Consider the following 19,913-nt stretch of genomic DNA (forward strand, 5'->3'; position numbering starts at 1 on the left):
TCCAGACTGGACAGGCGCAGGGCACGGAGGCATTGTGCGTTTAATCGCTTAATTGATCTTGACGGATCATGCCGCAGTATTGTCAAATCACCTCATGAACGATTCAGACACCGGTCTTGCGCACGCCAGTGCGATGCGCCAGTTTTCGCAGTTCGCGGAAGTTGCGGGGCTTGACCTGCGCCGTATCTGCCCGCCCGAACTCTACACCTATGTCGAACAGGGCCGCGATGCGGAATGGCTGCCGGCCAGTGCGCATGTCGATGTCTTGCAGGTAGCCTCCATCGCGTCATGCAGGCCCGATCTGGGCGTGGCTTTCGCGATGTGGTGCAACGTGCGCGGGTTCGGCCCGGTCAGCCTGTTGTGGGACCATTGCTCCACTCTGGACGAAGCAACCCGTCTGACGCGCCGCTACATGCACCTGGAAAGCGCGGCGATGCGTTCAAACACCGATATCACCGGTCATGAAGCCGCAATCCGGCATGTGCTGATGGTGCCTGCGCAGTATGGCGGCTCGCAATTCCTCCAGGCAACGCTGACCCTGCAACTGCGAATCACCCGGATGATGCTGGGTGAGGAATGGACTCCGATCCGGCTTGAACTGGATCATCCCGCCCCTGCCAGCCATCGCTATCATCAGGCGGTGTTCCGCTGCCCGGTGGAATTCAACGCTGATCGTTGCGCGCTGGTCTTCCGCAAATCCGACCTTCATCGCACGTCACCTCGCAGCAATCCCAACATGCGCCAGTATCTTGAGCGGCAGTTGGCGCAGGCAGACAGCCAGTGGCCTGGCGATCTGATGCAGCAGGTGCGCTATTTCATCGCCAGCAACCTGACAGAGCGGCGCGCCAATCTGCCCCATGTGGCCAGCCTTGTGGGACTTTCGCCGCAAAGCCTGCAGCGCCGTCTGGCAGAGCGGGACACGACCTTTGCGACCATCCTTGAAGAAGTGCGCAAACGGACTGCCGACGAATATTTCCGCACCGCCCGCCGCCCGAACCTGACCGAGCTTTCGCACCGGCTGGGCTATACCGATGCCAGCGCGGCCAGCCGCTTTCTGCGCCAGCACATGTCAACGGGCGCACGTGCGCTGATGGCGCAGACGAGAGCCAGCAAATCGATGCCGACCGAGCGGCTAATCGCCTGATTTTTCGGGAACGAGCGTGGCACCGATTGCCCATAGGCGGTCTTCTGCCGGAGCACGCAGTTTGCGGTTGCTGCGCAGGATCGCAAGCTCTGTGCGGACATCAAGCCCGGTGACGGGACGGTAGACCACGTTGCCGCGATCGCGCGGGCGAAATTGCGCTACGGAGATCGCGGGGATGCGGTATTCGCGGCAATAGCGTTCCAGCGCGAATGCGTGTGCTTCCGGGGGAAGGAAGCCGGTGGCGCCCGCCGCAGTTAACCATGCCGAGATCGGTCCGTAGAGGCTCCGGCCATGCAGGGGAGCGAGCATTGCTATCACGCAGCCAGCCAGGGCGCTGGCCGGGATCACATCGAAGCGGGCGAGGGGATGCTCTTCGGGAATGGCAAGACCAATCGGCTCGTTGCTGATCGTAAGTCGGGGAAGGCCATCGGGCATTTCAAGCTCCCCCGCACCTTCGGCTGCCATGTCTGCCAGATAACGTTGATGAGGGACGGCGGCGGCCACGATCATCGCCATGTCGATAGATCCATCGATCAGACCCGCACACAGCGAGTTGGCGAAGCCGTTGTCCACTTTGAGCGCGATATCCGGCATTTCGCGGGCAATGGCCGAAAGCAAGGCGGCGTGTTCGGGCAGTTCGAACGTATAGATCGGCGCGCCGAGGACGATGCGCCGATCAGGCCGTGCCCGCCATGAAGCAAGTTGCGCGGCGAAGGCATCGGTCTGCGCCATGAATGCCCGCGCTTCACCCAGAAGAGCCTTGCCGACAGGCGAGAGTACGACCGCCCGTGTGGTTCGGTCGAACAGGCGATGGCCGACTTGCAGTTCGAGTTTGCGGATCTGCGCCGAAAGGCTCGGCTGCGTCAGATTCATGCGCTTTGCGGCGCGACCGAAGCTGAGTTCCTGCGCAAGGGCGAGGAAACAGCGTAGCGCCTTGATATCGACATCGACCTGCATGACGTCGATATATTGAGGTATCCTATAAATCGAAAGATTAAATTTATTGGACGCTGTGCGGGCGGGCCTTTAGCCTTCGGGCCAAGCTGCCAAACGAGCGGGAGAGACGCGAATGCAGGTGCCCGATACCACGCCGGTTATCGTCGGCGTTGGCCAGTATGTCGAACGGATCGATGCACCGGATTATGTCGGGCTGTCCTTTGCCGAGCTGTCGGCACGGGCTGCGGCGGCGGCATTGATCGATTGCGGGGCGATGGCTGAGGTAGCCACGCAGATCAAAGCGGTCGGCGCGGTCCGCACGTTCGAGGAATCGGGCGCGATGCAGGTGCCATTCGGGCGCGCCGAATACATGCCGCTGGCCGTGGCCCGGCGGCTGGGGATCACGCCTGCGGTCGCCATTCTCGAGAAGGTCGGCGGGCAATCGCCGCTGGCGCTCATGGCCGACCTTGGGAATCGCATCGCGCGCGGAGAGGTGCCCGCTGCCCTGATGTTCGGCAGCGAGGCGATCTCCACCGTTCGGCACCTGACATCCAAGGATGAGAGCCGCGATTGGGCTGAACGTGATGATCCAAACGCGATCGGATGCGAATGGATCGACAAGGGCATGGGCTTTGAAGGCACGCTGTCAGCCCTGAGCATAGCGCACGGCATTCGCGCCCCCGTTACCGCCTATGCCCTGTGCGAGAATGCCCGGCGGGCGCGGCTTGGCCTGTCACGCGGCGACTATGCAATGGAGATGGGCCGCCTATTCGCGCCGTTCACGCAGGTAGCTGCCGACAACCCATATAGCTCGGCCCAGATCGTGCCCATGAGCGCCGAGGAAATCGCCACGCCGTCCGAACGCAACCGCATGATTGCAGACCCATATCCGTTGAAGCTCGTGTCGCGCGATCAGGTGAATCAGGCGGCAGCGGTCGTCCTCATGTCGGTTCAGGCGGCACGAGCGGCTAGCGTGCCAGAGGACAGGTGGGTCTATCTGCACGGCGCAGCGCTGGCGAATGAGCGGGAAATTCTCGATCGTCCCGACATCGGCGGGTATCCTGCTGCAAATGCCGCCATCGCTTCTGCGTTCGCAACGGCGGGCAAGCAAGCCGCAGATATGCAGGCGTTCGACTTCTACTCCTGCTTCCCCGTGCCCGTATTCAACGCCGCCATCGATGGGCTTGGCCTTGCGCCGGACGATCCGCGCGGCCTGACCGTTACCGGCGGGCTGCCCTATTTCGGCGGGGCCGGTAACAACTATTCCATGCACGCTTTCGCCACGATGGCAGAGCTACTGCGGAAAGCGCCGGGCAGCTTCGGTATGGTCGGGCTTAACGGGGGCTTCCAGTCGAAATACGGGGCTGCGGTGCTGTCCACCACGCCGCACGACTGGCCGGGTTGCGAAAGCGCCGGGATACAGGCCACACTCGACGCCGCACCCAAAGCCGCGCTGGCTGCAGTTTCCGAAGGCTGCGGGCGTATTGGCACCTACACCGTGACCTATGCCAAGGGAGTGCCGGAACAGGTAATCGTCATCGGTGAACTGGAAACTGGTGGCCGGTTCATCGCGACCAGCCGCGACGCTGATGTCCTTGCCGCAGCCCTTTCAGACGATCCGCTGGGGCGCGCGGTCAGCGTCGTTCCGGGCGAGAAGCGCAACCGGTTCACTTTTGCCTGAGGATGATGTGATGAGCGAAAAGCCGGTCATGCTGGAAGGCGTGCGCGTGGTCGATCTGACCACTGTGGTCTTCGGCCCCTATGCCACGCAGATTCTGGCCGATCTGGGCGCGGATGTGATCAAGGTGGAATCGCCGGGCATCGGCGATGCATTTCGCTGGTCCGGCAAGGCTGCTGTTACGCCGGGCATGGCCCCTGCTTGGATGGCGCTGAACCGGGGCAAGAAATCCATCGCGCTCGATCTCAAGACCGATGCTGACCGGAACGTAATGCTGGATTTGCTGCGCGAGGCGGACATCTTCGTCGTCAATGTGCGGGGCAAGGCGCTGGAACGTATCGGGCTGGACTATGCCAGCCTCAAGGCGATCAATCCGGGGCTGATATATGTCCATTGCGTCGGCTTTGGGCAGGATGGGCCTTATGCCGATCTTCAGGCCTACGACGATGTGATTCAGGCGGCGACCGGCACGACGACCCTGTTGCCGCGTGTCGATGGCGATCCACGTCCACGTTACCTGCCATCGCTGATTGCCGACAAGGTGGCCGGGCTTCACGCCGCTTATGCCGCACTTGCCGCAGTGGTTCACAGGCAACGCACGGGCGAAGGACAGCATGTGGAAGTGCCGATGTTCGAGGTGTTCTCCAGTTTTATGCTGCTCGAACACCTTGGCGGGTTGAGCTTCGACCCACCCAATGCGCCCGCAGGATATTTCCGCCAGATCGACCCGGACCGACAGCCTTTTCCTACGGCAGACGGACACATAAGTATCGTTACTTATGATGATGGTGCGGTTCAGCGCATATTCGCCCTGCTGGAACAGCCCGATTTTCTGGCTGACAACGGTCTGGGGTCGCCACAGGAGCGGTTGCGGGGGATGGCCGCGATCTATCAGGGCATCGCGCGGTTCACGCCGGGCTTCAGCACCGCCGAACTCTTGCGCCGCTGCAACGAGGCGCAAATCCCCGCGCAGGCCGTGCGCGATCTGGGCGATGTGATGGCCGATCCGCACTTGCGCGATGTCGGCTTTTTTCAGCGTAGAGAGCATCCGGTTGAAGGCGAATGGTTTCAGCAATCGGCCCCTGTCCGATTCTCGGTTGCCGAACATGGTAAACAGATTGCACCGCCTCCGTTGCACTCTGAGCATGAAGAAAGCGTCAGAAAACAACGCTGGAAGGCTTTTGACGGCAGGGCATGAGGTTAATTCGGCCCAAGATGGGACGTTAGGACTTTTGCGTATTAAAAATAAATGACATTTAAGTGAATTTTATATAACATTAGGACTCTGGAAACCGCTAGGGTCGCTTCTGGCACAGTTGTCAGTACCAGAAGGCAGACTGAGCGAGATGTCAGGGTTCCTAACACGTCTTCGGACCAGCACGAGCGGCAGCGTTCTGCCGATCGCCGCCGTGAGCGTGCCCGTTATCATCGCCCTGATCGGTGGTGGGCTTGATATCAATCGCGTTTACAAGGCGCGCAACCGGCTGCAATCCGCGTGTGACGCCGGAACGCTGGCCGGGCGCCGTGCCGTGACGACGAATGGCTATCAGAATCCCGAAAAGGCGCAGGCCGCCACCTATTTCAACACCAACTTTGTTGAAGATGATATCGGCGCGACCGATACGACATTCACAACCGCTTCTGCCGACAGTGGCAACATGATCGAAGGCGTGGCGACCACCAAGGTCGAGACGGCGGTCATGAACCTGCTGGGCTATGACACCATCGACATTTCGGTTTCGTGCAAGGCCACGATGGGCGTGGGCAACAGCGACATCACGATGGTGCTCGATAACACCGGGTCGATGGACTACCAGTTGGGCGATACCGGCGAAACACGCATTCAGGCGCTGCGCCGCGCGATGAAGAACTTCTATACGACGGTTGCCACCGCCACGACCAGTTCGAACGCGCGCATCCGCTATTCCTTCGTTCCTTATAGTTCATCGATCAATGTCGGTCGGTTGATCTACGCACTCGACCCGAATTTCCTTGTTAACACCTGGTCGATCCAATCGCGCGAACCGGTGTTCAACACGATCACCGAGCAGGTCTTTGTTGGCTGGGACGATCCGGTATATTCGACCGCTGAAGATTACAGTGGCGAAAGTAGCGGTTCGACAACGCAGTATAGCAACACGAACTATTCCTCGCAGGACAATTGCAATTCGAACAGGCCGGCGGATACGGCGTGGGCCAATAACGGCAGCAGCACCGTTACCACCAGCACGACAACCAATGGCAACGGCCAGCAGGTTACAACCAACCGCACCAACCAGCCGCAGTTGCGCACGCGCTACACCTGTCAGCGCGTCAGCAACCGCTGGCGTGTGTTCTCGTATCCGGTTACGCGCACCTACTACACCTACAGCTACGCGACTTCGGACCCGATTTACGAAACCCGCACGCGGCAGGAATTCAGCCGCTGGGCCTATAAGCGCGTCACCTATGATACCAGCGTCTACAAGACGTTTGCGCAGGCGACCGTGAACAACGGGAGCAATGGCACTGCGGTCAACTATACGTGGGGTGGCTGCATCGAGGAGCGTGAAACCGAAGCCGACAGCACTTTTACCTACAACAGTTCCAGCGGCAAGATCACGCCGAAGGACGCGCAGGATCTTGATGTCGATGCCGTGCCTAAGGACGATGATTCAAGTTCGAAGTGGGCGCCGATGTGGCCGGAAGTCGCCTATTATCGTGTGAACAGCTACGGCAATCTCACCAGTTCGGCGGAATCGAGCCGAGGCGGCAAGGCTGGCTCCTATTGCCCGCAGCAGGCCAAATTGCTCACCACGATGAATCAGTCGGACTTCAACAGCTATGCAGATTCGCTGACGGCTACCGGATCGACCTATCACGATATCGGCATGATCTGGGGCTTGCGTCTCAGCTCGCCCGAAGGCCCGTGGCAGAACACCGTAAACATCGCGCCGAGCAATGGCGGCAAGGTGTCCCGGCACATCATCTTCATGACCGACGGTGAAATGGCACCCAGCTATTCTATCCAGTCGGCCTATGGCGTGGAGTGGCATGACCGTCGCGTGACGACCGATGGTTACACTGGTCAGGCAGAGCGGCACACCACGCGCTTCCGCACGATGTGCGAAGTAGCCAAGGCCAAGGGTTTCCGTGTGTGGGTGATCGCCTTCGCATCCTCGCTGACCGAAGACCTGAGCGGTTGCGCATCAAGCAACAGTGCGTTCCTGGCAACCAATGCCACCGAACTGAACGAGAAGTTCCAGGAAATCGCCAAGAGCGTTGGCGAGTTGCGGATCTATCAGTGATGCGCCGCCTTCCTCTTTTCCCCACGGTCTGCGGAAAGGCAACGCGTCGGCTGCTGGCCGACCGGCGCGGTGTGACAACCATTGAGTTCGTCATTGTCGCGCCGATGTTCCTGATGCTGGTGATCGGCTGCCTCGATGTTGGTCAGCTGGTCTATGCCAAAGGCGTGCTTGATGGCGCGGTTGAAAAGGCGGCCCGCGATTCATCGCTTGAAACCGGGGATACGAGTCTTGCCGACGATCTTGTTGAAAAGACGATCAAGAAAGTTCTGCCGCGCGCTACTGTGGCGTCAAAGCGTAAAAGCTATTTTGACTTCGTGAACGCGAACAAGGGCGAGAAACTGGACGATGCCAACGGCGATGGAGAATGTTCGCCCGGTGAAAGTTATACAGACCGCAACGGCAACCAGCGCTGGGATGATGATCTGGGCAAGGACGGCAACGGCGGGGCGAACGACGTTATCGTCTATACCGTCACCGTGACTTATGATCCGACTTTTCAGGTCCCCTTGGTGCCGGTTGACTGGTCCCGTCGCGAGATCACGTCCACCGCTGTGAAGCGTAACCAGCCCTTCGCGCTTCAGACCGGCAGCTATTCCTCTCAGCCGAGGACATGTTGATCATGCACGTCAGGTCGCAGAAATCGCAGCTCATCAAGCATTTGTGGCGCGACACATCGGGCGTTTCGGTCATCGAAGCGGCGATCATCGCGCCGTTCGTGCTGGGGCTGGCGCTCTATGGCGTCGAAGTGGTTTATCTCACTACCGTTGATATGAAGATGAGCGAGATCGCGCTTTCGCTGGCGGACAACGCATCGCGTATCGGCCAGACCGACAACAGCGTGATTACGCCAACCGTCAACGAAACCGATATCAACGAGGTCATGCGCGGTGCACAGGAACAGGCCGCCGGCCTTGATTTCAACGTGCGTGGCCGCGTGATCCTGTCCAGTCTCGAACGCGATAGTGCGACTGGCAAGCAATACATTCACTGGCAGCGGTGCTATGGCAATCTTGATCGCGATAGCGCCTATGGCAACGATAGCGACAAGAATGGCCTGAACGGACCAGTGCTGAACGGGATGGGGGATGGACCAACTCAGATAACAGCTCTCGCCAATAGCGCGGTTATGTTTGTCGAAGTATATTACAGTTACAGAGGCTTGTTCGGGAATACCTATGTCAGCAATCGGACCTTGCGCAAGGAGGGGGCATTCATGATCCGCGACCAGCGTAATCTGACTCCGGGCGTAACCGGCACCGGCGGCACATATCCCTGTACCTGATACCTAGAGCACTTTCCGACCGTTCTGGTTCACCGTGACGGAGCCGAATTTGTTTCAGGGCAAGGCGCGAGGAAGAAGCAATGCTGAGGCATTGTGACTGACGAGCAACGCTGCGCTGGAGCAAATTCGGCCCGCCGCTTTACGGTTGCGATAGGAGGCTCGCTGGACAGCGTTGCATCGCTTGCAGGGCAACCAGCCCCTGCCGCACGCTGCGCCTTGCCAGCGAGCTTCCTATCGCAATCACGATGATCCAGATCGGTCGGAAAGTGCTCTATTGCGCGCCATCAATTTATTTGCGCCCAAGGTTGGGATAGACTGCTCCTGACGGATTGGCCCTTGCGCCGAGTCCGGGCCGAACAGGGAGACGGTTCGATGAGGAAGGCAATTTCAACGCTCGCGATGGCAGCTTTTGTGCTGACCGCCCCTCATGCGCAGGCAAAACCCGCCACGCTTACAGCGGCACTCACCGGCGCGGCAGAAACTGGCGGTGGAGATGCGGATGGAACTGGCGGGTTCAAGGCCGAGGCCGACGACGACACGGGCGATTTCTGTTTCACGCTATGGGCGGAAAATACTGCGAAGCCGACAATGGCGCACGTCCACGAAGGCGCTGCCGGAGCCGATGGAAAGCCGGTGGCGACACTTGAGGTGACCGGCAAGGACAGCGATAGCTGCATCGCGATGGAGCCGGAACTGGTGAAGAAGATCATCGCTGCGCCAAAGGACTATTACGTCAACGTCCACACCGCCGATTTTCCCAAGGGCGCGGTGCGGGGGCAGCTTGAGGTGAAGTAGCCGCCATACGCACAGTAAATGGGGGCCAGCATTGCTGCCGGCCCCCACTCTACGTCCGTTTCGTACTTTTCCGCATCGCGTTGCTCCGGCTGCCTTGTCTTCCGCGCACCGTTTCCGGGTTGCTTCAGGCGCTTCAGCCATTGCTATGCCAAGCGTTCGACGCTGATGGCGTTCGTTCGGATGCCGTCCGGGGCGCGAAGCCCCTGGGCTGCTGCCGATCCGTGCGTTTGCCCGGTTCGCGCCGCTCTCCTTTCGTCCGCCGCATTGCATCGCTGGCAAGCCTTGGCTTGCCGTGCTTCGCATTTCGCCGCTGCTTTTGACTGCCTTTTCAAGCGGTCATCAAAAGCCGTTATCGGGCGTTGCCTCCACTCCTCGGCCTCGCTCCCGTTCGTGCTCGCACACGTTCGGACGAATTTCCGCAAGGGAGGGATGGAATGCCTGTCGTCGTCTTTCCTTTGCTGCTTCCGCGCTGGTGGCAGATCCCGGAGGTCGAGGTCCTTGCCGCGCTTCGTACATCTGAAAAGGTGCCGACTGACACCCCGCTTCCGAACATGATGGCCACAGTTTTGCACAGCCGCAGATCAACCCGAAGGCAACTGCTGGTTGGTTACGCTGTAAACTATCCTTGTTCGGGTCGATGTGTAAAATTCTTTTGAAAATCAGATAGTTAAATCCAAACTTTCCAAGTTTTCCACACTCTCGACAGGCAAAAGCTGCGCCTCATCAGTGAGTCGCGCAAGCAAAAAATGCGGGAGTTATCCACAACCCCCGCACCTTTCGGTGGATAGTTTCTGAACTGCACCTAGATGCACCTAGGCGCACCTATGCTGCGTTTAACGACCGCGCTGTGCCAGCAAGCGCAGCCGAAGGGCGTTCAACTTGATGAAGCCCGCCGCATCCTTCTGATCATAGGCACCCGCATCGTCTTCAAACGTGACGTGGCGTTCGGAATAGAGGCTGTCGGGAGACTTGCGGCCGACGACATATGCGCCGCCCTTGTAGAGCTTGAGCCGCACCGTACCGTTCACGCGCGCCTGGCTGTGATCGATCGCCGCCTGCAGCATTTCCCGCTCAGGGCTGAACCAGAAACCGTTGTAAATCAGTTCCGCATACTTCGGCATCAACTCATCCTTGAGATGGGCTGCGCCGCGATCGAGCGTGATGCTTTCGATCCCGCGATGGGCACGTGCATAGATTTCGCCGCCCGGCGTTTCATACATGCCCCGGCTTTTCATGCCGACGAAGCGGTTCTCAACCAGATCGAGACGGCCGATGCCGTGCTTGCGGCCAAGATCGTTGAGCGCGGCGAGCAGCGTGGCGGGCGACATCGCTTCACCGTTCAGCGCGACGCCATCACCCTTTTCGAAATCGATGGTGATGTATTCCGGTGCGTCAGGCGCGTCTTCCGGGTTCACCGTGCGCGAATAGACATAATCCGGGGTTTCCTGCCACGGATCTTCCAGCACTTTGCCTTCGGACGAGGTGTGCAGCAGGTTGGCGTCGGTCGAGAAGGGGCTTTCGCCGCGCTTGTCCTTGGGGACCGGGATCTGGTGCTGTTCGGCCCAGGCGATAAGCGCCGTGCGGCTGGTCAGATCCCATTCGCGCCAGGGAGCGATGACCTTGATGCCGGGTTCGAGCGCATAGGCGCCGAGTTCGAAACGAACCTGATCGTTGCCCTTGCCGGTCGCGCCGTGGGAAACGGCATCGGCCCCGGTTTCACGCGCGATTTCGATCAGGCGCTTGGAAATGAGCGGGCGCGCGATCGACGTGCCCAGCAGATAATCGCCTTCGTAGCGGGCGTTGGCGCGCATCATCGGGAACACGAAATCGCGCACGAATTCCTCGCGCAGATCGTCGATATAGATGTTCTCGTCCGGCACGCCCATCAGCTTCGCCTTGGCGCGCGCGGGTTCCAGTTCTTCACCCTGGCCGAGGTCGGCGGTGAAGGTCACCACTTCGCAATTGTAGGTGACTTGCAGCCACTTGAGGATGACGGAGGTGTCGAGGCCGCCAGAGTAGGCGAGTACGACCTTCTTGATATCGGACATGAGTGCGGCGACTCCCGTGAAATACGCGCCGCGCGCCTAACAGGCAGGGGGAAATATCGCAACCATTGCCGGTTCTGCCAGATCATGTGGTTCGTATCACAGCGGCGGGGCTGGCTGGCGGGTATGGGATGATCAAGGGCGCAGGGCAGCACCTGCGGTTTCGTTTGGGGAATGATCTTATGCCGATCAGTTCGACGATCAGAATTCAGGGCAGTGTGGGCGCCGGTGGCCGCAACACGGCTGCGGACGTGAAGATAGTGCAGCAGCGGCTGAACGATCTGATGCGCGCGCCGCGCGTGAAACTGACGGTCGATGGTCTGGTCGGGCCGAAGACCAAGGGCATGATTGCCGATTTCCAGACCAATGTGGTCGGGCTGCGGCCTGCCGATTCCCGCGTCGATCCCAATGGGCGCACGCTGGCGGCGCTGAACAATGCGCAGTCCGAGAACATCTGGGCCGGGCCGAGTTCTGCCGCGCCGCCTGCTGCCGGCACGCTGCCGGGTATGCCGGGAGCGGGCAACGGACTGGACAAGGTTTCAGGCATTTCGCCTTATGAGCAGGGGCGGCTGGACGCATTGCGGGCGCAATTGAAAATGCAGCCCGATAATGGTCCGGCGATGGATTTCCTGGCCTATCTGGCCAGTAACGAAATCCAGACGCTGAAGATGATCCTCAACGCGCAGGGCGGGGCACAATATGCCGTGGAAGCGCTGATGGGGATAAGGAGCGCGATCAGGGTCGGTTTCAGCGCCCGCGATATCGCCACGATCCTTACCAGCCGGGCCATCCGGCTGGACGCCGCGCTGGACATGATGCGGTCGTGGGGGAAAGCCACGAAGGTGGTAACCGTGCTGAAGTCGCTCGGTTCGATCGCGTTGGTGGTGCAGGTGATGGCAACGGCGGTCGTGGTGATCGACCATTTCCGCGCCGGAAGGTTCGGCCCCGGATTTTCGGAAATCTATGCCACCGCAATGGGCGCAGCCGTGCCTTGGGGCGGATTCCTGAACGCGATGCAGGAAATGCTCTATGCGGCCAATCCCGCTGCTGCCAACGATCCGCGCTTTGGCACGGCGTTCCGCTATCTGCTGGCAATCGACCCGATCGGTGCTGGCAAGACGGCGGTGGATACTGCCGCCACCTTTATCGAACTGGCGATGAAGGGCCTGTTCGGGGGCAAGATCAAGGGCAACGAGATTGACGAACTGATCGACCGGATGCGCGCCAGCCCGATGAAGTTCTGGGTGGATATCGGGGAATCATCAGGCAACTGGATGGGCGACCGGTTTGGCGACTGGTGGTATCGCAACGTGCTGTCGTGATCAGGGACAGGCGCTCCTCTGGCGCCGTATCGTTTGCAGATCAGGCGTCGTAAACCCACCCCCGACCCCTCCCTTAAGGGAGGGGAGCGAGACTTATTGAGCGATTAGCGAAATTAGTCGCAGCGGGGAGGGTTTCCGACCTGCCGGGGGTGCAAGATGCCGGTCAGCCGCAAATCAGATGTGGCGATAGACCGCGCGTTCGTGGCTGAAGCACTTGAAGCCGAACACGCCGTGATAGCTGCCCATGCCGCTGGTGTTCACACCGCCGAAGGGCAGGTTGTTTTCAAGATAGTGCGAAAACACGCCGTTCACGGTAACGCCGCCTGAAGAGGTGCGCGAAAGCACTTTCTCCACGTTCGCTTCGTCCTTGCTGTAGACATAGAGTGCCAGCGGCTTGTCGCGCGCTTCGATGTATCCGATGGCCTGATCCAGCGTTTCGTAGGTCATCACCGGGATCACCGGGGCGAAGATCTCGTTCTGCAGGATGGTCATCTGCGGGGTGACATCGGTCAGCATCGTGGGATGCACGGTCAGGTCTTCGGCATCGAACGTGCCGCCTGCCGCCACCGTTGCGCCCTGGGCCACGGCGTCGTCAAACATCGCCTTCACGCGGTCGAAGTTGGCCTTGTTGACGATCTGCGCGATGCCTTCCTTCTTGATCTGGCCGGCATCGTCATAAAGATTCTTCTGCACGTTCGTGCGGAAACCTTCGACCAGCGCGGCCTTCTTGTCTTCCTTCACGAAAACATAGTCCGGGCTGATGCAGGCCTGACCGCCGTTGAACTGCTTGGCCGAGGCAAGCTGCGCAGCGACCTGATCGATATCGGCACTGTCATCGACGATGACAGGCGACTTTCCGCCAAGTTCGAGCGTGACACTGGTGAGGTGCTTTGCCGCAGCGCCCATCACGATCTTGCCGACGCGCGGGCTGCCGGTGAAGAAGATGTGATTGAACGGCAGGTCGAGCAGGGCGGTTGCCACCGAGACATCGCCTTCAAATAGGGCGACGTCCTTTTCATCGAAGGCTTCCTTGATGATGACTGAGGCGATCTGGGCGGTTGCCGGGCACAGATCGGTCAGCTTGACGATGCAGGTGTTGCCTGCCGCAATGGCGGCCGCGACAGGACCGAGCGCGAGGCCCAGCGGGAAGTTCCACGGCCCAAGGATCAGGCAAACGCCGCGTGCTTCGTGGATGATCTGTGCGCGATCAGCGGGATTCATCGAAGTGGCCACTTCGACCGGCTTCATCCATTCATCGAGATTGTCGATGTTGCGTTGTACGTTGCCGACGACGTTCAGCACTTCCGTTACGCGGATTTCGCCCACCGGCTTGCGTGTGTCTTCCAGAACCGCAGCGACGATATCATCGGCATGGGCTTCGACCGCAGCTTTCAGTCGGGCAAGCTTCTCCTTACGTTGCGCTGCCGACGAAGCCTTGGCCTCCCACATATGCGCCTGCTGCAGCGCGAATACGCGAGCAATGTCGGCGGAAAGATCTGCGGCGGTGGGTACGGGGTTAGTCATTGCTCGGGCATCCTGCATCACGGCTTGTTCGTTAGTATAACTAACGACTGTGATGCGGGATGGCAACGGCGAGCAAAGGTATGGAGCGACCTTTCCGCTGCGTGGAATGCCGGGGCATGTTCTATTCAGCCGCTTTGCGTTCCAGATGCCATTCGGGCGCTTCTTCAAGCGCGGCAAGCCTTGTCCATTCCTGCTGCATGTAGTCGCGCGTCATGGGCAGGGCGCTGCGGCGTTTCACGCTCTGAATGTGGAAGTTGACCATGTTGCCGTGACGGAAGCTCTGTTCTGCGCCTGCCAGATAGAACTGCCACATGCGGAACAGGCGTTCGTCATAAAGCGCGACGATCTCTTCACGGTGGAGGGTGGCGCGGCGATACCATTCGGCCAGTGTGCAGGCGTAGTGGTAGCGCAGGACTTCCACGTCGCCCACTTCCCAGCCTGTCTTTTCAAGCGCGGAGACCAGCTCGCTCATCGCCGGGATGTATCCGCCGGGGAAGATGTATTTGCGCGTCCACTTGTCGGTGGTGCCCGGTGCGCCCTTGCGACCGATGGTGTGGGTGAGCATGATGCCGTCGGGATCGAGAAGGTCGTTGGTCTTGGCGAAATATTCGCCGAAATTGGGTGCGCCGACGTGTTCGATCATGCCGACGCTGGTGATGCGATCGAACTGGCCCTGAACATCGCGGTAATCGATCAGCTGGAACTTCACCTTGTCGGCCACGCCTGCGGCTTCGGCCCGCTCGTTGGCGAAGCGGACCTGATCGGGGGCGAGGGATACGCCCAGCACTTCGCAGCCGTAATGACGGTTGAGATACAGCCCCAGTCCGCCCCAGCCGCAGCCTATGTCGAGCACGCGCATTCCGGTGCTTTCGCCCGGCTGAAGCCGCAATTTGGAGGCGATGAGAGCTTTCTTGTCGACCTGCGCGCGTTCCAGTGAATTGGCCGGATCGCGGAAATAGGCCATCGTGTATTGCCGGTCTTCATCGAGGAAGAGTTCGTAGAACTGGCGGGTCAGATCATAGTGGTGGACGACGTTCTTCGATGCGCGGGCGCGTTCGTTGATCTGGTCTATGCGTGAAAGCGCTTTGCTGGCCAGTTTGCGGAAAAGGCCCTTGCGATCGATGCCGCCCGCGTTGTTTGCGTTGCTCATCACGAACAGCACGAAATCGCGGATGTCGTGCGGTGGCTGAACAACCATGCGCCCGTCCATATAGGCCTCTCCGGCACCGACGCGCGGGTCTTTCGCGATGTGCATCGCGGCACCCTTGTCGGTAAAGCGGATGGTCAGCGGATCGGCAGAGGCTTCGCCATAGGCGTACTCGCTGCCGTCATGGTCGATGATGATCAGGCGACCCTTGCGGATCAGCCGGGTGAGCATTTTGTTTAGCAACCACATGGCCCAAGACTATGCCAAGGGCATTCTGTCGCAAGGATTAATTGGTTTCTGCATGGTGTCGGAAGTGCGCGGATTGTAATGTTGTATCTTTCCAGAGTCATTGTCCTGTGCCAGAGGGGGTGATTGCAACTGAAACCGTCTGGACTCCTGTCATGCATACGTTCCGCTTCTTCGCTTCCGCAGCGATTGCTTCACTGGCGCTTAATGCTGCCCCTGCCTTTGCCGATGAAGGCATGTGGACATTCGATGCTTTCCCCACGGCGAAGATGCAGGCTGATTATGGCTGGGCACCGGATGGGCAGTGGTTGGGACGGGTGCAGGCTGCGGCGGTGCGGCTTACCGGGGGGTGTTCGGCCAGCTTCGTTTCGCCCGAAGGCCTGATCCTGACCAACCATCACTGCGTGGTGGAATGCGCGCAGGACAATTCCACCGACCAGCGTGATCTGTTGAAGCAGGGATTCGTTCCGGCGCGGCGCGAAGAGGAACTCAAGTGTCCCGGTCAGCAGGCCGAAGTGGTTACCGCAATTGCCGACGTGACCCAGCGCGTTAAGGCCGCGATCGGATCATCGACGGGCGAGGCGCTGGTCAAGGCGCGCGATGCCGAAGTGGCGCGGATCGAGAAAGAGGGCTGCAAGGACGCCAAGATCAACCGATGCCAGGTTGTGACGCTGTTCGGCGGCGGGCAGTACAAGCTCTATACCTACCGCAAGTATTCCGACGTGCGGCTGGCCTGGGCACCGGAATTTCAGGCGGCGTTTTTCGGGGGTGATCCCGACAATTTCAACTTCCCACGCTATGCTCTCGATGCGGCTTTCCTGCGGGCTTATGAGAATGGCAAGCCGGTGAAGGTGAAGTCATTTCTCAAGTGGAATCCGCGCGCGCCAAAGGCGGGTGAGGCGACGTTCGTGGTGGGCAATCCCGGTTCGACGCAGCGGCTGATCACGGGCGAGCAACTTGCGTTTCAGCGCGAAGTTTCGCTGCCTTTGACCAACACCGTGCTTTCGGAACTGCGCGGGCGGCTGATCACGGCGATGGCGCAAAGCGCGCAGGCCAAGCGTGAAGGCGCGGACCAGTTGTTCGGGATCGAGAACAGCCTGAAGGTCTATATCGGGCGTCAGCAGGCGCTCAATGATCCCACATTCGTCAAGATGCTGGCCGATGCCGAGGCTGATCTGAAGGACAAGACGCTGGGCAAACCGGGGATTGGTGATCCCTGGGGCGATACGGCCAAGGCGGTGAAGGCTTATCGGGATGTCTATGTGTCGTGGCGCTTCATCGTTCCGTCGGGCACGCTGATGGAACATGCGCTGACGCTGGTGCAAGCGGCGGAGGAGCGCGCGAAGCCGAACGAGGAACGGCTTCCGGGCTACACCGAAAGCGCCTTGGAACTGACGGAGAAAACGCTGCTGGATCAGGCGCCGGTCTATCCGTGGCTTGAGCAGCTGATGATGACGTGGAGCCTTTCGAAAGCGCGCGAGTATCTGGGCGCGGACGATGCGGATACCAAGCTGCTGCTAGGCAAGGAATCGCCTGAGGGGTTGGCGGAAAAGCTGGTGGGCGGATCGACGCTTGCGGATCCGGCGGTGCGCAAGGCTTTGTGGGATGGGGGGCAGAAGGCAGTTGAGGCTTCGACCGACCCGCTGATCGTATTTGCGCGCAGGATCGACGCGCGGGAGCGGGAGCTGAAGAAGCTGGTCGACGAACGTTACACGGGGCCGCTGGCGGAAGCGGGGGCGAAGCTCGCTGATGCGCGGTTCATGGCATATGGCGACAAGGTGTACCCGGACGCCACGTTCACGCTGCGCATCAGCTATGGCAAGGTGCAAGGCTGGAAGGAGCGGGGGCAGGACGTAAACCCGGTGACCACGCTGGGCGGGGCGTTCGAGCGGGCAACCGGGGCGGAGCCTTTCGATCTGGCGAAGGGGTTCGAGGCTTCTGCCGCGAAGATCGACAGGTCGGTACCCTATGACTTCGTGACGACTAACGACATCATCGGCGGCAATTCGGGATCGCCAGTGATCGACAAGGCGGGCACGGTAATTGGTGCTGCCTTTGACGGGAACATCCATTCGCTGGGTGGCAACTATGGCTATCAGGGTGAGATCAATCGGACCGTGGTGGTGAGTGCAGCAGCAGTGCAGCACGCGCTGGAAGTGATCTATCCCGCGCCTGCGCTGGTCAGGGAACTGGGCGCGAAGTAACGAAAAAGGGCGGGGCCTTTCGGCTCCGCCCTTCCGTTGCGACCCTTTCGAAGGGCTTGTTATAGCTTAGCGGCAGCGACCTCCGCTCCGTTCGATTTCGCGACCGAGCAGCGCGCCACCTGCGGCACCGATGATGGTGCCAAGCGCGCGGTCACCTTGCGTATCGATGGTACGTCCCAGCAGTGCGCCGCCGGCGGCGCCGATGATGAGACCGGTCGTGCCGTTGTTGCGCTTGCAGTAGTAACGACCATCCCGACCGCGCCAGACCTGATCGTTGCGCGAGATGCGGCGTGGTTCGATGTAGCGGCCACGGTTGTCATACAGGCGGTCCTGCTTCACCTTGTAATAGCCGTGCGCCGGGGCATGGCGCGGCGGATCTGCCAGCGCCGGAGCGGCGGGGATGGCGATGGCAGCGAGCGCTGCGGCGAGGATCGTCTTCTTCATGGGTTGCTCCCTTGGAAATCTGTGGTCCTACCATGCGGACTTGATGCGATAACGCCGAGCTTTCAGCCTTGATCCACAACGCCAGATGAACGCGCCGTTAGATTGACGATTTCGCGATGAGCCGCCGCGTGCGAGCGGCCAAACGATTGGAATTGCCGGAAACAATCCGTTTTCCTACATGAACCGTTATGGTTATCTATCTCGGTCGATTGTTCCAGAAGAGATGGAGAAATCGATGTCAAATCCCGAAGTCACATTTCCCGCGCGCTACACGCCTGTCAGCGCACTCGCCTTTGCCGGACCGGATGGTGCTGCCGAGGTGGTCGCAGTTGATAAGCCGCTGCCGGTTACGGCTGGCGCTACAGCATTCGCCTTGCCCGACGGATCGTTGCGGACGGTGAGCAGCACATCACCTTTGCCGGTTGCGACCGGCGCTGCCGCATATGCACTGCCCGATGGTTCGACCCAGTACGTTGCCAGTGCTTCACCGCTGCCGGTGACTTGCGCGCCGCTCCCAGCCAGCGCGGCGCATATCGGCAACGTCTTTATCGATGATGTGCCGGATGGGCCGGTTCTTTCGGGGAGCGTCACAGCGGCCGGAACGGTCGTTTCCAGCGCGCTCAACGGATATGCGGGAGGGGCGTTTCAGGTGCTGAGCAGCGGATCGGGCTGTACGATCGCCTATGAGCATTCCGTGGATGGGACGACCTGGCTCGCTCTGCCCGTGCTTGTCAGCAATATCGCCACGGGCACGCCCTCGGCAACATCGACCAGCAATGGCATCTATTCCTTTGGATCGAGCGCTGCCTTCGTGCGGGCGCGTGTTTCGGTGTACGGGTCTGGAACCGTGTCAGTCGCGTTGGTGCTGAAGCGTCGTCCGCTAAACGTGATGGGAACATCGCTGGCGGGGGGCAACGCTGCCATCGGCACTGTGGGCGTTTCCGGGACGGTCAGTGTTTCGGGCACGGTCAACACGAACACCGGTTATACCGATAGCAGTACGGCACTGGCGGCACTGGCGACATTTACCGGCACGGGCAGGGCCAATTCATCCGCGCAGAACTGCTTCTTCAATGCCACCGCATTTGCCGACGCTGGGGGCACCCTGTTGGTCGAGCAATCGCTGGACACCGGGGCGACGTACCAGCCTGTAGCATCCATTCCACTGGTTGCAGGCGGCGCGGCACAATTGTCGGTGCGTGTCACCGGGGCCTATGCCGCTGCCACGCTATACCGCGTCCGCTTTGTTAACGGGGCGCTGGCGCAAGGAGTATTCCGCCTGTCCAGCGCCTTTTCGGCTCGGTGATGCCTGACCGTTAATAGTTCCACTGCACTTGCGCGCGGACCACGTCGCCCTTGGCGCGTCCGGTCCGCCGCTCGTCAGCTTCCAGCTTGTTCACGTTGGAATAGCTGAGGACGATTTCGAGTTCCTTCGTTGGCTGCCACTCGACGCCAGCTTCATATTCTTCACCATCCAGGCGGGGCGTATTCACTGCAGCCTTCCAGCCGCCACGGTACTTTTGCCAGCGCGCGAACGGGATGATCTGGCCGATGCCCGTGTGCGGCATCCGGTACATCGTCATCACATAGCCGCCGGTCGAATCATCAGACTTGATTGCGCCTGCGACCGGATCCCAAACAGGGCTTTTGCCCCATTTCCATTCGGCCTGAATGCCGAACGGGCGAGGGTAGATCATGGCGTGGATGCCGACGTGATTATCGGTGTATTCGGTAGTTGAAACGCCGCCACTGCGCAGTTCGGGCTTGAACTTGTTGAGCATTCCCGATGCGCCAAATTCTGCGACCTGGCCTTCGAAAATCCCGCCCAAGCCATCGATCCTGACCGGCATGGTGTCCAG

The 19,913-nt window shown here is 60.3% G+C and carries 16 protein-coding genes; 10 read left to right on the forward strand and 6 right to left on the reverse strand.

The window, feature by feature from the left end:
• Positions 1–94: 94 nt before the first annotated feature.
• The gene (locus ACOVQ0_RS16100; RefSeq protein ID WP_421886680.1) at positions 95–1,144 is read left to right on the forward strand and encodes an AraC family transcriptional regulator ligand-binding domain-containing protein; all 1,050 of its coding nucleotides are present in this window, start codon (positions 95–97) and stop codon (positions 1,142–1,144) included.
• On the opposite strand, the gene ACOVQ0_RS16105 is transcribed toward ACOVQ0_RS16100, so the two are convergent.
• Entirely contained in the window at positions 1,133–2,101 is a 969-nt protein-coding gene (locus ACOVQ0_RS16105) for a LysR family transcriptional regulator (protein WP_421886683.1), read from the reverse strand. The two genes, ACOVQ0_RS16100 and ACOVQ0_RS16105, sit on opposite strands and share 12 nt — an antisense overlap.
• 112 nt (positions 2,102–2,213) lie before the next feature.
• On the opposite strand from ACOVQ0_RS16105, the gene ACOVQ0_RS16110 reads away from it, so the two are divergent.
• From ACOVQ0_RS16110 to ACOVQ0_RS16135, 6 genes are all read left to right on the forward strand, one after another.
• Entirely contained in the window at positions 2,214–3,761 is a 1,548-nt protein-coding gene (locus ACOVQ0_RS16110) for an acetyl-CoA acetyltransferase (protein WP_421886686.1), read from the forward strand.
• 10 nt (positions 3,762–3,771) lie between these two features.
• A complete protein-coding gene (locus ACOVQ0_RS16115; protein ID WP_421886688.1) occupies positions 3,772–4,956 on the forward strand; it encodes a CaiB/BaiF CoA transferase family protein in 1,185 nt (394 codons plus the stop codon).
• A gap of 148 nt (positions 4,957–5,104) precedes the next feature.
• Positions 5,105–7,045, forward strand: a complete 1,941-nt coding sequence (locus ACOVQ0_RS16120; protein ID WP_421886690.1) for a TadE/TadG family type IV pilus assembly protein — start codon at positions 5,105–5,107, stop codon at positions 7,043–7,045.
• Positions 7,045–7,662: a TadE/TadG family type IV pilus assembly protein gene (locus ACOVQ0_RS16125; RefSeq protein WP_421886693.1), complete on the forward strand. Its 618-nt coding sequence runs from the start codon at positions 7,045–7,047 to the stop codon at positions 7,660–7,662. Before ACOVQ0_RS16120 ends, ACOVQ0_RS16125 begins: the two co-directional genes overlap by 1 nt.
• A 2-nt stretch (positions 7,663–7,664) precedes the next feature.
• Positions 7,665–8,327, forward strand: a complete 663-nt coding sequence (locus ACOVQ0_RS16130) for a TadE/TadG family type IV pilus assembly protein (protein ID WP_421886696.1) — start codon at positions 7,665–7,667, stop codon at positions 8,325–8,327.
• Positions 8,328–8,699: 372 nt separating this feature from the next.
• A complete protein-coding gene (locus tag ACOVQ0_RS16135; RefSeq protein ID WP_421886699.1) occupies positions 8,700–9,122 on the forward strand; it encodes a CHRD domain-containing protein in 423 nt (140 codons plus the stop codon).
• Positions 9,123–9,955: 833 nt separating this feature from the next.
• Here ACOVQ0_RS16135 and ACOVQ0_RS16140 read toward each other — a convergent pair.
• Positions 9,956–11,170: an argininosuccinate synthase gene (locus ACOVQ0_RS16140; RefSeq protein ID WP_421886702.1), complete on the reverse strand. Its 1,215-nt coding sequence runs from the start codon at positions 11,168–11,170 to the stop codon at positions 9,956–9,958.
• Positions 11,171–11,256: 86 nt separating this feature from the next.
• Here ACOVQ0_RS16140 and ACOVQ0_RS16145 point away from each other — a divergent pair, with 86 nt between their 5' ends.
• Positions 11,257–12,489: a peptidoglycan-binding domain-containing protein gene (locus ACOVQ0_RS16145; protein WP_421886705.1), complete on the forward strand. Its 1,233-nt coding sequence runs from the start codon at positions 11,257–11,259 to the stop codon at positions 12,487–12,489.
• 174 nt (positions 12,490–12,663) lie between these two features.
• Here ACOVQ0_RS16145 and ACOVQ0_RS16150 read toward each other — a convergent pair whose 3' ends face one another.
• Entirely contained in the window at positions 12,664–14,013 is a 1,350-nt protein-coding gene (locus tag ACOVQ0_RS16150; protein WP_421886708.1) for an aldehyde dehydrogenase family protein, read from the reverse strand.
• Positions 14,014–14,134: 121 nt separating this feature from the next.
• Positions 14,135–15,409: a class I SAM-dependent methyltransferase gene (locus ACOVQ0_RS16155; RefSeq protein ID WP_421886711.1), complete on the reverse strand. Its 1,275-nt coding sequence runs from the start codon at positions 15,407–15,409 to the stop codon at positions 14,135–14,137.
• A gap of 152 nt (positions 15,410–15,561) precedes the next feature.
• On the opposite strand from ACOVQ0_RS16155, the gene ACOVQ0_RS16160 reads away from it, so the two are divergent.
• Positions 15,562–17,610: a S46 family peptidase gene (locus ACOVQ0_RS16160; protein ID WP_421886714.1), complete on the forward strand. Its 2,049-nt coding sequence runs from the start codon at positions 15,562–15,564 to the stop codon at positions 17,608–17,610.
• A 66-nt stretch (positions 17,611–17,676) separates the two neighbouring features.
• Here ACOVQ0_RS16160 and ACOVQ0_RS16165 read toward each other — a convergent pair whose 3' ends face one another.
• Positions 17,677–18,054: a glycine zipper 2TM domain-containing protein gene (locus ACOVQ0_RS16165; protein WP_421886717.1), complete on the reverse strand. Its 378-nt coding sequence runs from the start codon at positions 18,052–18,054 to the stop codon at positions 17,677–17,679.
• A 235-nt stretch (positions 18,055–18,289) separates the two neighbouring features.
• Between ACOVQ0_RS16165 and ACOVQ0_RS16170 the strand changes: the two genes are divergently transcribed.
• Positions 18,290–19,360, forward strand: coding sequence for a hypothetical protein (locus ACOVQ0_RS16170; protein WP_421886720.1), 1,071 nt, complete (start codon positions 18,290–18,292; stop codon positions 19,358–19,360).
• A gap of 10 nt (positions 19,361–19,370) precedes the next feature.
• On the opposite strand, the gene ACOVQ0_RS16175 is transcribed toward ACOVQ0_RS16170, so the two are convergent.
• A partial coding sequence (locus ACOVQ0_RS16175; protein WP_421886722.1) for a porin occupies positions 19,371–19,913 on the reverse strand: 543 nt, incomplete at its 5' end.

The organism is Novosphingobium sp. (assembly GCF_049240505.1).
In the GTDB taxonomy this organism is placed as follows: Bacteria; Pseudomonadota; Alphaproteobacteria; order Sphingomonadales; family Sphingomonadaceae; genus Novosphingobium.